The organism is Salinivibrio sp. MA440, from assembly GCF_001996265.1.
Classification (GTDB): Bacteria; Pseudomonadota; Gammaproteobacteria; order Enterobacterales; family Vibrionaceae; genus Salinivibrio; species Salinivibrio costicola.
Map to the genome: position 1 here is coordinate 48,387 of NZ_MUFI01000001.1, position 12,007 is coordinate 60,393.

Genomic DNA, 12,007 nt, shown 5'->3' on the forward strand with positions numbered 1-12,007 from the left:
TTGATAGCAAAGGATATCGCTATGTATAAACACATTCTGGTTCCGGTCGATTTAAATGATGAGAGCTTCGCGGATAAAGCGGTCGATCACGCTGCATGGCTGGCCAGTCAATCCGGCGCTAAGCTCCATCTTCTGACAGTCCTGCCGGGGATTCATAATTCCATGGTGGCCTCTTATTTCCCTGAAGAAGCTGCCAATAAAATGAAACGTGACATGAAGCGAAACCTGCAAGGATTTGCGGATAAATATGTTCCGAAAAACGTGGCCTGCCAGGTGTCTGTTGAAGAAGGCAAGCCTTACAAAGGGATTATCAAAACCGCCGAGCGCTTAGGGTGCGACTTGATCGTCATGCCAAGTCATAAGCGTTCTCGCGTCAACAAGATGATGTTAGGATCGGTGGCCGCGAAAGTGCTTGAAGGCGCCACCATGCATGTGATGGTACTCAAACCTTAGCCGATATCTGGCTGCTCGTTTAGGGCCACCCTCGTAAAGTGAAGGTTCAGGCCTTGCCTGAACCTGATTGATTATGCTTTATCGCGAGGGCGTTGATCATACCCCCAGCGCGGCACCAAGGTTTGCGCCGCGCCTAAGTGGTCGAGAATGCGCGCCACCATAAAATCGACCAAGTCGTCAATAGACTGGGGTTGGTGATAAAAACCCGGCGCAGCAGGCATAATGGTGACGCCCATCTGCGATAGCTTGTGCATGTTTTCTAAATGCAGCGTTGAAAACGGCGTCTCGCGAACGACCAGTAACAATTGCCCCCGTTCTTTGAGCACCACATCCGCCGCCCGTTCAATCAAGTTATCGGATAGACCATGGGCAATCGAAGACAAGGATCCGGCCGAGCAGGGACAGACAACCATTTTCTTCGGCGCTGCCGAGCCCGAGGCGACCGGCGAAAACCAATCTTCTTTACCGCAAACAATCAGTTTATTGCTATCACATTGCAGATGTTTGGCTAATATTTTCTGTGCCGCTTGCGGGCCTGACGGGAGTTTCAACCCGTGTTCGGTCGCCAGCACCACGCGAGCGGCCGAGGATATCAGTAAAAAGACCTGATAATCTTGCGCAAGCAGGCACTCCAGTAACCGTAGGCCGTATGGCGCGCCTGACGCTCCTGTCCATGCCAGCGTGATACGCTTATCCGTCATGCTTTTCTCCTTTGTGACTCAACGCACTGAGCAACTTATCGTGAATACCACCAAAACCCCCATTACTCATGACCAACACGGTATCGCCCGGCAAGGCTTGCTCACTCAACGCGACAACCAGTGTGCCTATATCAGTGTGAATTTGCGTAGGTTGAGCACAACGATCCGCCACCGCATCGAGCGACCAATCGAGCCCTTGAGGCTGATATAAAAACACACTGTCCGCACTCGCCAACGACGCGGCTAGCGTGTCTTTATGGACCCCTTGTTTCATGGTGTTCGAGCGCGGTTCTAATACGGCGAGAATACGCCCTGCGCCGACCTTGGCTCGCAAGCCCTCCAAGGTCAGTCGAATAGCAGTCGGATGATGGGCAAAATCGTCATATACCGTGACGCCAGCCCGCTCGCCACGCCACTCAAGGCGACGCTTAGTATTGATAAATCTCTCGAGCGATTGACAAGCCAGACCCGGGGTCACTCCCACATGACGCGCCGCTGATAACGCCATCAAGGCATTACGCACGTTATGATCACCGACCAAATCCCAGCTAACCGATCCCACGAGATCACCGGCAAAGTACACATCAAATTGGCTGCCAGCTGCGTCTTTTTTCACGCTTTGCCACTGGCCATCAGGCCCCGCATACACACACTCACTCCAACACCCCATTGCGAGTGTTTCAGCTACGTTGGGATCATCGGACGGCGCAATAATCTGGCCAATCCCAGGTACGGTGCGTATCACATGATGGAATTGCTTTTGGATCGCGGCCAGATCATCAAAAATGTCGGCATGATCGAACTCAAGGTTGTTAATAACCAAGGTTTTCGGTTGGTAGTGAATAAACTTGGAGCGCTTATCAAAAAATGCACTGTCGTATTCATCGGCCTCGACCACAAAAAACGGGCTATCCCCCAAACGGGCTGACGCATTAAAATTGCTGGCCACGCCACCGATTAAAAATCCAGGCTGATAACCACAGTCTTCTAAAATCCACGCCAGCATGCTGGCGGTGGTGGTTTTTCCGTGTGTCCCTGAAACCGCTAACACCCAGCAGTCTTGGAGTAAAAAATCATGCAGCCATTGCGGACCAGACGTGTAAGGCAAACCTTGATTGAGTACGGCTTCAACACAGGGATTCCCGCGGCTCATGGCATTACCAATCACCACTAAATCCGGCTTAGGTGTAAGCTGCGCAGGATCATAGCCTTCAATGATAGCAACCCCTTGGGATTCGAGTAAGGTGCTCATTGGGGGATAAACCTGGCTATCTGAGCCTGTCACTTTGTGCCCCAATTGTTTTGCCAGCATAGCGGCTCCACCCATAAAGGTGCCGCAAATGCCTAAAATATGAATATGCATGGCCTTCACTGTATTGTTGGTTACCCAGCCGTTGGACGCGGGCCATTATTATGCCTTGGATTAACGCTTGGGTCTTATCGCTTGCGCGCATATGACATGGTTTTTTATGTCGCGATCACACTTCCCTGGCCTCATCCATTTCTTCAGTACGATTAAAAAGTCACGAGCGCTAGAATGACAACGATTTCAAGAGGCAGACCACTGCCCACTTAAATGCCATTGAATTAGAAAGACAGTTCATCATCACTAAGGATTGAGAATGCCCGACATTAAGACCCTCGGCGAATATATTGTTGAGAAGCAACACGCGTTCCCGCATGCCAGCGGCGACTTATCTTCTTTGCTTGCCTCGATTCGTCTCGCCGCCAAAATTGTCAACCGTGAGATCAACAAAGCGGGCTTGGTCGACATCGCCGGCGCTATCGGCACAGAAAACGCACAAGGTGAAGAACAACAAAAGCTCGACGTTTACGCCAACGAAAAGTTTAAAGCTGCGATGGAGGCTCGCGACCACGTTTGCGGTGTCGCGAGTGAGGAAGAAGATGAAGCGGTCATCTTCAACAAGCAACTGAATCGTAATGCTAAATATGTGGTATTGATTGACCCGCTTGATGGCTCATCAAACATTGATGTCAATGTCTCCGTCGGCACCATTTTCTCCATTTATCACCGTGTTTCACCGGTCGGCACCCCCCCTACCGAAGACGACTTCCTGCAACCGGGTCATCGCCAAGTGGCTGCCGGCTATATCATTTACGGCTCATCCACCATGTTGGTTTACACCACAGGTGATGGTGTGCATGGTTTTACCTATGATCCATCGCTGGGTCTGTTTTGCCTCTCTCACGAGAATATGACCGTTCCTAAAGAGGGAACGATTTACTCAATTAACGAAGGCAACTACATCAAGTTCCCGCAGGGCGTCAAAAAATACATCAAATACTGTCAAGAAAACGTCCCTGACGAGAAACGGCCGTATACGTCACGCTACATTGGCTCTTTGGTGGCCGATTTTCACCGTAATCTGCTAAAAGGTGGCATTTACTTGTACCCGAGTACCCTAGCTTATCCAAATGGTAAATTGCGGTTGCTGTATGAGTGCAACCCCATGGCGTTTATTATCGAACAGGCCGGCGGTAAAGCCACGGATGGGATGCAGCGAGTGATGGACATTGAACCCAAAGAACTTCATCAGCGCGTTCCCTTCTTCGTTGGCTCTAGTAATATGGTGGATAAAGTCGGCGAATACCTGGAAACCTATCCTGATCATGAAGACAATTAACGCGTATTAGCAAAAAGAATGCCGCGCTTTTTTATGATGACGAGGCGACCTGGTAGGTCGCCTCTGTTATTTTCACGCTTGGCGGTTATAATTGGCACACACTGTTTGATTTAACAAAAGGACATTCCATGAGCCTGAACCAGGTCCCTGCGGGCAAAGATCTGCCTGAAGATATTTATGTGGTGATTGAGATCCCAGCGAATGCTGATCCAATCAAGTACGAAGTGGACAAAGATAGCGGTGCGGTATTCGTCGATCGCTTTATGTCTACCCCAATGTTTTACCCATGTAACTATGGTTATGTAAACCATACCTTGTCACTTGACGGTGACCCGGTAGACGTACTGGTTCCAACCCCATTCCCTCTCGTACCCGGTTCAGTAATCCGCTGCCGTCCAGTGGGTGTGCTAAAAATGACCGACGAGTCTGGTGAAGATGCCAAAGTTGTCGCAGTGCCTCATAGCAAGCTGACCAAAGAGTACGATCACGTGAAAGACGTGAACGATCTGCCTGAGCTACTCAAAGCACAAATCACGCATTTCTTCGAGCGTTACAAAGAGCTTGAAGCCGGCAAGTGGGTCAAAGTCGATGGCTGGGCCGATGCACAAGCCGCAAAAGACGAAATCCTGTCTTCTTTTGAGCGCGCACAGAAATAATCGAGCGTGTCACTGAGACAGTAAAGGCCCGCTCTATCAGCGGGCTTTTTTATTTAATCTCAAACTGATAAAGCACATCGACCGCTTGGTCAACACCCGACACCGCTTCTAGGTAAAGGTCTTTCATTAAACGATAGCGCACAGTAAATACCCCAATCGCATCGAAGATCCCGACCCCATATTTCACTTCCAAATCCGGTAAAATATAGCCTGACACTTCGACCTTTTGTTCGTCGCCGGCACCCGCGGTATCTAAGGTGAGATCCTCAACACCAAAGGCTTGGCCGATCTCTCCTACCAATTTTCCGCTTTGCGCTAACCCAATGCCAATCAGCATCGAGGTCATATTGGCATCGCCGGCGCCAGCATCCAGCGCTCGGCCATGCAATAGATAAGATAAGGCATTCGCCTGCGAGCCAGCTGGATCCATAAATATATCCGCAACCGGATCATCGGCCGGGCCACTCAAGCGAATACCTGCGATCACATCCCCCTCTATTCGCTCTGGGTTACGAATCGCTTCCACTTGCAGGTAGGGTTGGTCGGCAGGGCCATTAAACAAGATTTCCCCTTTGCGGATAATCAAGTCTTGTCCGAACGAGCGATACGTTCCGTCTAGTAAGCTGACATTCCCGACAATTAATACACCTTGCGGATTGTTTTTGATATTCAGTTCACCGGATAAGCGCGACTTTAAACCAAAGGCTGCGAGACTAACGTCATCCCCCAGTGCTAACTTTACATCGGTGACTAGGTTAAACGGCATCGGCTCATCTTGTTCTGCACTTTCTGGCGTATAGTCTTGGTTTAACAGCACCGTATCGTCTGACACCGTCACCGCTGACGCAGGTAAATTTTCGACTTCTATCCGTCCCCAAGGCACATGAATATCACCACGAATCGCGACCTGATCAGGCGTCGCAGAAACGGTAAGATCTGGCGCGACATCGAGCTTTACCATTGGGGGAAGGTTAACACGTAACGTATCACCCGATACATTCAAGCCAAATTGCCAATCATCAATGCGGGGCCATTGGCCATCGCCTTTTAGTGTTAGCGGACCCTCAGGCGTGATTAACTGCCCATCCAGTTGCCCTTGTTGCCCATCAACCGTCAGAGCCAATTGCCCGTTATCTACATCCACCGGTGACGATAAGCCTTTCATCCGCAGCCCACTGACCGTCATGCCGCCATACACTTGCGGTAACGTTAGTGGGCCTTCAAGACGTAAATTCGCATTCACTTCACCATTCATATCCGCTTGTTTATCGTTTCCGAGCAAGGGCTCAAGCTTGGCCAATTGCACAGCAGTCACGGTAAGGTCGCCAGTAATCGTAGGTGTAGGGGCCAATAAATCGGTTAGGGTAAAGCCAGACGCAAGGGTGCCACCATCATCCAACGTCAGAGCAAGCGCCCCTTGTAATTGGTCATTGTGCCAGCGTGCATCCATGTTCGCGTGTTGCCAGTCAATGACTAGTGGCCTTTCTGCTTGCTGACGCAGTGCACCGTCGGTGATATCAATCGAGGCGCGTACATCTGGCGAGGCGTCAGGCTGCCATCGAGCGTGAACGGCTGCATTGGCACGTGTTTCAACGTGCCATTCCGGCGGCATGAACGCCGCAATTTGCTTCGCATCAAACCCTTCAATATTGGCAACGACCTCTCCTTGCTCACCAATATAGGCCGGTTGTGATAAGCATAAAGAAGTGGCTTGCCACTGCCAGCAATGCTCGCCGATCTGGGTTTGCGTATCGGCGAAAGTAAACGCAATGGGCGCCGCGGTTTGCTGCACGATGTCGCCAATGTCTTCTACATTCACCCGCGTATCGAGCAGTTGCCCTTGCCAACCGGACTCGCGCGCCAGCGCACCTTGAATACTCAGCACGCCAGAGGTAGGAACGCCTTGCCAGCGTAAATCCAGCTGATGCTCGGCTTCATCACCGCGGACGGTAAGATCTAAGTTCTCTAAACGCAGCGTTTGATAGCGCCCTCCCAGTACAGACACATTCAGGTTGCCACCTAAGGTATCCTTGAAGGCCAGCGCGCCGTCTAAGGTAAGCTGATTGATGCGAAGATCTTGCCAGCGCAACTGCTTGGCATCGACGGCCAGTTTGGCATTGGGATGGGCAAAGGGCCCGCTCAGACGCGCATCGCCACGAATCACACCAGTTAACATCGGTAATGATTGAGACAGGTCAGCAATATCCACCGATAGCCCCATTTGCCACTCGTCACGCACTTGTCCTTGTGCAGTAATACGGTTAGGGCCGTGGGAAAACGTCAGACCGGAGGTAGAAACGCTAGGTTGTCCATCGCCATCACGATCATGGGCATTGAGCGCGCCAGATACCGAAAGGGGGAGTTGCTCAAGCTCACCATGAACAACCAAGGTTGGCATAGACACATCCCAGCCACCTTGTGGGGTTAATCGTCCACGATGGCTCACTGCGCCGGTGAGATCACCATTCACCTCAGGCCATTGCCGCTGAGGCTGAATATGGGCAAAGCCTAACTCGGCTTGCCAAAAAGGCACGCTGGACCAATCCACGCTGGCGCGCCCAGCAACAGTACCACCGAGTGTTTGTGCCTCAAATTGCGAGAGCTTGAGCGCCGAGAGGCTACCTTGCCCGGCAAGGTTTAGTTGTGTTTTCGGCACCTCAGGGCCGTCGACGTCACTTTGTAGCCCCAGCTGATAGTCAGATAAGTCACCATCGGCGTGAAAGTGTAGCTCGCGTAATGCCGCGATCGCTTTCCCCGTCAGCGGCCACGCCAATGCCTCGCTATCCAATTGCACGGCAAAAGGTAAGTTCGGTGCCAGCACGTTTGCTTCTCCCTCAAGCGTCGCCGTCACCGGGCCGCGCGCGCTCGCGTTTAGCTTAAGCGCGGCAAGACTTCCTGAGGCCGACAGCGATAAAGCTTGGCCTTGGAGCGATGCCAAGTTCGTGGTCAACTGTGTTTCTAAGGTCAGTGGGTACTCACCTTCCAACAGAATATCGCCAGAAAGCTTAGCCGTGCCCTGAGGGGCAGCCACCGAAAAATGGTCAATCGTCACCGCACTGCCCTTGACGGCGCCGACGAGATCTAACGAAGAAAAGGTATGTACTGTACCGGCGTCAATACGAGTATCGCGTAGGCTAAATTGCTCAACATTGATATTTAGCGGCACATGAATGGACGGCAAGCGGAGCCCTGGATAATGAAAAGGGGCACTCGAGGCGTCGCTATCAGGTTTACCAACCGCACGGTCGGTATTTTCTTGATCACTGTCGTTGGTGGGCAGGGTAACCACCAGCTGCTGCCACTTTGTGGGCGATAAGGTTAAGGTGTCTCCCTCGACATGCACACCGCCTTGAAGCTGCTGCCAGTCAATCGCCTGTCCCGCCACCTGAATCGCCACATCATTGAATGCAAACGCGTTAATATGTATCGGTAGCGGCGATTGGATCCTCGCGGTAGACGGCTCGGCGGCGGTGTTGTCATCGCTTGGCGGGAAATTAAGCGCAAGCGTTACCCCTTCAGCCGCCAGTTGTTCGACACAGATTGATGGAGTAAGTAAGCACTTACCTTTTATCTCAATCCCCAGCTTATTAGCGGCCAATTGGATTTGCTCATCCTGATATTGCAGACCACGAAGTTCAAAGCCGGTCAGCAAAGTGCCCTCGGCTTGTTCAAGCGATAATGCAGGTATAGCTTTCTGTGCCCCCCACACTCCAACTTGTAACCCGATCGGCGTAAATAAGGTGGTGGACACCAAACCTACCAGCGCAAATATCGTGATTAACAGAATCAAAGTTAATCTAACCAACCACCGGCTCATAATTCAGGCCCCAACGTCAGGTGCACACGAAAGTCGTCATCGTCATTATCAAAACCATGGGCGACATCAAGGCGAATCGGGCCCACCGGTGATGACCAACGAATGCCTGTCCCGGCCGCGCGCTTCCATGACAAATGGTTGGTCCACGCATCGCCGCCGTCAGCAAACACCGCCCACCACCAATTGCCACCAAGACGATACTGATATTCTAAAGTCCCGGTTAACATATAGCGTGCACCACTTAACTGACCGCTGTCATCGACAGGCGAGACGGTTTCATAGCCATAACCACGAATGCTGTTATCCCCCCCAGCGAAAAAGCGTAATGATGGTGGTGCTTCACGAAACTCCTCGGAAATCAGGGCGCCACCATCGACCCGGAGTAAGCCACGATGATTCTTATTTAAACTGCGAATCCAAGCACTACGACCTTGAAGTCGCAGCAAGCTAATATCCGACAGCCACGCGGGATCGGCTGCCTCCAGCGTCAGTGATTGCTTGTCTCCCCAATGCGGCATTAAACCACCACGCACGCGCGTTCGGGTAACGTTGACGCCCGGCAGCACCACGCTGACGATATCTTCATCTTGCCCTTGGCTATAGTTTTCGTACAGCCAGCGCAGCGATACACTGCGCTGCCAGCCGGTATCATAAAGCCAGTGTCGGGAGACAGAGGTCGTCGCTTCAAAACTGGTGGTATCGCGTTGGTCTGTATTTTTTAACCCCAGCTGAACTTGATAATATTCCCGTGAAACATCGTCAAGCGGCACTTTATAGGTAGAAGTAAGGGTTTGCTCTGGCTGAGAAACCGCCAGTGATGTGCTCAGGCTATGCCCCCTTGAATTATACCAAGGCTTACGCCAATTAAGCTTAAGACGCGGGCCAATGTCGGTGGAATACCCCACCCCAGTTTCAAACTTGTTGCGCGCTTCCGGGGTCAACGTCACCTTGATCGGCACTTCATTGTCCTCGGCGTCTTCCATATCCGCTTGGACTAATGCACTGGCAAACCAGCCCGTATTTGCTAACGCTTGGTTAAACTCGCCTAAGTCAGTAACTTGATAGAGATCACCTGGTGAAAAATCTCGCAGTGTATCAAGTCGCTTATGCTGGATTTGCGAGCCTTGATAATCGATCGCACCAAAATGATAACGCTTGCCACTGGCAAAATGCAGACGAATAAAGGCTTGCTGGCGGTCAGGCGCAACTTCGAGCCGGGCTTGCGTAAAACGACCATCAAAATAGCCCTTTTTCACGGCTAAGCTCTGGATCTGACTTTTGAGTGACTCATAATCACTGTGATTGAGCCGATGACCAGGTTGCGGTCCTTTCGCTTTAAGCGAATGAAAGTCATCATCCATCGCAGCTTCACCGGAAAAGACGACATCGACTTGCGCCACGTTAACCGGGGGGCCTGGATTAACGGAGACAACCAGGGTATCGCCCTCTGGCGCGTTCAGCGTGATTTTTGGCTGATAGTAGCCTACTGCCTGGAGTGCTTGTCGGACATCGCGCTCGATACGCGCCTTAAACCGATACGAACCATCGCGTTCTTCGGGCGCGATCGCCGCCAAATAGGTTGCTACATTTTGTTGCGCTTCACCCTCGAGTCCTTGGAGCTCAACGTCGAGGCTCGCGCGTACCCAGCTAGGTAGCAGTAAAAAAGCGATCGCAATAAGGGAGAGTTTACGTATCTTCATGCAATGAGAACCATTACTAGGGTGCCGCTCAACAAAATTGATGATATCTTGCCATATTACGCGTTGAGCTGGGCTTGATGCTAGCGCCATTCACATCAGTCCACACCCAAAGCGGTTTCATACAACACATAACGCTTTTCATCACAGCAGTAAAAGGATGCCTATGTCGATGCAATCTTCGTTCAGCCAACCCGATAATGCGATAGCGGATCGTGCTGATGCCATCACGCCCACCGAGCCACATGCCGTATTTGGGCAACCTATCACAACGGCCCCAGCGAACGGTCAGAAACAGGTCATTTTAGGGATGGGCTGTTTTTGGGGAGCGGAACGCAAACTCTGGCAACAACCAGGTGTGGTCATGACCTCTGTTGGCTACTGCGGTGGGGTAACACAACACCCGCGCTATCAAGATGTCTGTACGGGTCAAACAGGCCACGCCGAAGTAGTTAATGTCATTTTTGACCCGAGTGTCACCAGTTTGGACGCTTTATTGACGATCTTTTGGGAAAACCACGATCCAACTCAAGGGTTGCGCCAAGGTAATGACGTGGGCCCACAGTACCGTTCAGCCATTTATTACTGTGATCCTGCCGATCGCGCGACGGTAGAAGCCAGCTTTGCCGCCTATCAAGCCGCTTTAAAAGCAGCGGGCAAGTCGGATGCCGTCACCACAGAGATCGCCCCCGCAGGTACTTATTTCTTAGCAGAAACAGACCATCAGCAGTATCTGCACAAAAACCCCCAAGGCTACTGCGGCTTGGGTGGCACCGGCGTTTGCTTCCCGCCACAATAGTCTGAAGGCACGCAAACTCAGAGATAAAAAAAACACGTCATTAGACGTGTTTTTTCTGCATCGCACGTTTTTTATGCGGTGATGGCCATCGATTTAATTTCTTTATTTACTTCGGTCATGACCGAGAGTGCACGTTTATCACTGTGTCCTGGAGGTAGCAAACGCCCACCATCAAACTCAAACGCGCCGACACCTTCAATATAAAGTCGGCCCTTAAAAAATCGTTTCACATATCGCGCAATCTGGGTTGGTCGATATTGACGAAAGATGCGAAGCATAGGGATCCCTTTATTTCTCAACCAAGTCTGATGAACAGACCGAAACAGTAACAACGCTCTTTCACCGTTTCTTGGTAAATTATGTGTTACCACCTTGGAGCACCGAATATTATCTGGCAATCTCCACGTATAAAGCTAAGCAAGCAAAGTGCCATCTTATTCTGATGACAAGCACAGAATTAGAGCCTACTTGGCACGAAAAGTTCCTACCTTAGATCAATACGCGCGCTTTGAAGTGACGATCACTGGATAAAACTCCGATCTCGCGCACGGATTAACCCTTGGCACTTGGCACAACGCACTGTCTGGCGTAACCATAGATAACTTGGCACCGAATGCCAAATAATGACCACAGACATGGATGATAAAGCATGAATAAAACCCTACTTGCTCTCACTTTTGCGTTATTCACAGGCACCAGTTGGGCGCACACGATCCAAAACGGTGCACCTTTACCGTCAGCCAAGGTCGCCGAGCACGGCGAACTAACCTTGAATGGCGACGATATCGTTTATCAAGCTTGGCAAACCGAACAGTTGCAGGAAAAAGTACGCGTGATCCAAGCCATTGCTGGACGCAGTAGCGCCAAAGAAATGAACGCCCCCCTCATGGCGGCAATTACCGCCGCGGATTTTGACGATGCACGCTATCAAACCACCACCATCATCAATCAAGATGATGCCATGTGGGGAACTGGCGGCTTTGTAAAATCGTCAGCCGAAGACAGTAAACGCGAATTTAGCTGGTCATCGATTGTGCTCGACGAAAATGGCAGTGTCGCAGAGGCATGGCGCTTAAAAGAAGAGAGCTCGTTGATTGCCGTACTGGATGACAAAGGCATGGTGCGTTTTGTAAAAGAAGGCAAGCTAAACGAGGATGAAGTGAATCAAGTTGTCAGCTTGGTGACAGAGCTGGTAAACCAATAATCATATCGCGGGCAAGGCCCGCGCTTTCATTTCAG

At 51.2% G+C, this 12,007-nt stretch carries 10 protein-coding genes; 5 read left to right on the plus strand and 5 right to left on the minus strand.

From position 1 onward, the window contains the following. Positions 1-21 precede the first annotated feature (21 nt). The gene (locus tag BZG80_RS00205) at positions 22-453 is read left to right on the plus strand and encodes a universal stress protein (RefSeq protein ID WP_021023341.1); all 432 of its coding nucleotides are present in this window, start codon (positions 22-24) and stop codon (positions 451-453) included. 71 nt (positions 454-524) lie between these two features. Here BZG80_RS00205 and BZG80_RS00210 read toward each other — a convergent pair whose 3' ends face one another. Continuing rightward, positions 525-1,154 carry a flavin prenyltransferase UbiX gene (locus tag BZG80_RS00210; protein WP_077676660.1) on the minus strand — a complete coding sequence of 210 codons (630 nt, stop codon included), beginning with the start codon at positions 1,152-1,154 and terminating at the stop codon, positions 525-527. Beyond that, complete coding sequence (gene mpl, locus BZG80_RS00215; RefSeq protein ID WP_077676659.1) at positions 1,144-2,517, minus strand: UDP-N-acetylmuramate:L-alanyl-gamma-D-glutamyl-meso-diaminopimelate ligase; 1,374 nt, start codon at positions 2,515-2,517, stop codon at positions 1,144-1,146. The genes BZG80_RS00210 and mpl overlap by 11 nt, the downstream gene beginning before the upstream one ends. 259 nt (positions 2,518-2,776) lie before the next feature. Here mpl and fbp point away from each other — a divergent pair, with 259 nt between their 5' ends. Both fbp and ppa read left to right on the plus strand, forming a co-directional pair. Next, positions 2,777-3,799, plus strand: a complete 1,023-nt coding sequence (gene fbp / locus BZG80_RS00220) for a class 1 fructose-bisphosphatase (RefSeq protein ID WP_077459974.1) — start codon at positions 2,777-2,779, stop codon at positions 3,797-3,799. 128 nt (positions 3,800-3,927) lie between these two features. Continuing rightward, positions 3,928-4,455 (plus strand): inorganic diphosphatase, encoded by a 528-nt coding sequence (gene ppa / locus BZG80_RS00225; protein ID WP_077459975.1) that lies wholly within the window; start codon positions 3,928-3,930, stop codon positions 4,453-4,455. Positions 4,456-4,504: 49 nt separating this feature from the next. On the opposite strand, the gene tamB is transcribed toward ppa, so the two are convergent. Both tamB and tamA read right to left on the minus strand, forming a co-directional pair. Next, the gene (gene tamB / locus BZG80_RS00230; protein WP_158011512.1) at positions 4,505-8,260 is read right to left on the minus strand and encodes an autotransporter assembly complex protein TamB; all 3,756 of its coding nucleotides are present in this window, start codon (positions 8,258-8,260) and stop codon (positions 4,505-4,507) included. A gap of 8 nt (positions 8,261-8,268) precedes the next feature. Then, entirely contained in the window at positions 8,269-9,972 is a 1,704-nt protein-coding gene (tamA, locus tag BZG80_RS00235; protein WP_077678520.1) for an autotransporter assembly complex protein TamA, read from the minus strand. Positions 9,973-10,135: 163 nt separating this feature from the next. Between tamA and msrA the strand changes: the two genes are divergently transcribed. After that, complete coding sequence (gene msrA / locus BZG80_RS00240) at positions 10,136-10,768, plus strand: peptide-methionine (S)-S-oxide reductase MsrA (protein ID WP_241824026.1); 633 nt, start codon at positions 10,136-10,138, stop codon at positions 10,766-10,768. Positions 10,769-10,839: 71 nt separating this feature from the next. Here the strand turns inward: msrA and BZG80_RS00245 are convergent, their stop codons facing one another. Beyond that, complete coding sequence (locus BZG80_RS00245; protein ID WP_077459979.1) at positions 10,840-11,046, minus strand: DUF1107 domain-containing protein; 207 nt, start codon at positions 11,044-11,046, stop codon at positions 10,840-10,842. 371 nt (positions 11,047-11,417) lie between these two features. On the opposite strand from BZG80_RS00245, the gene BZG80_RS00250 reads away from it, so the two are divergent. Then, complete coding sequence (locus BZG80_RS00250; protein WP_077660528.1) at positions 11,418-11,972, plus strand: YtfJ family protein; 555 nt, start codon at positions 11,418-11,420, stop codon at positions 11,970-11,972. Positions 11,973-12,007: the final 35 nt, after the last annotated feature.

What these genes read in the sequence shown, in the direction of transcription:
- fbp (WP_077459974.1), top strand. Translation starts at nt 2,777, where the DNA reads ATGCCCGACATTAAGACCCTCGGCGAATATATTGTTGAGAAGCAACAC.
- ppa (WP_077459975.1), top strand. Translation starts at nt 3,928, where the DNA reads ATGAGCCTGAACCAGGTCCCTGCGGGCAAAGATCTGCCTGAAGATATT.
- BZG80_RS00245 (WP_077459979.1), bottom strand. Translation starts at nt 11,046, where the DNA reads ATGCTTCGCATCTTTCGTCAATATCGACCAACCCAGATTGCGCGATAT.
- BZG80_RS00250 (WP_077660528.1), top strand. Translation starts at nt 11,418, where the DNA reads ATGAATAAAACCCTACTTGCTCTCACTTTTGCGTTATTCACAGGCACC.
- tamA (WP_077678520.1), bottom strand. Translation starts at nt 9,972, where the DNA reads ATGAAGATACGTAAACTCTCCCTTATTGCGATCGCTTTTTTACTGCTA.
- BZG80_RS00205 (WP_021023341.1), top strand. Translation starts at nt 22, where the DNA reads ATGTATAAACACATTCTGGTTCCGGTCGATTTAAATGATGAGAGCTTC.
- BZG80_RS00210 (WP_077676660.1), bottom strand. Translation starts at nt 1,154, where the DNA reads ATGACGGATAAGCGTATCACGCTGGCATGGACAGGAGCGTCAGGCGCG.
- mpl (WP_077676659.1), bottom strand. Translation starts at nt 2,517, where the DNA reads ATGCATATTCATATTTTAGGCATTTGCGGCACCTTTATGGGTGGAGCC.
- msrA (WP_241824026.1), top strand. Translation starts at nt 10,136, where the DNA reads ATGTCGATGCAATCTTCGTTCAGCCAACCCGATAATGCGATAGCGGAT.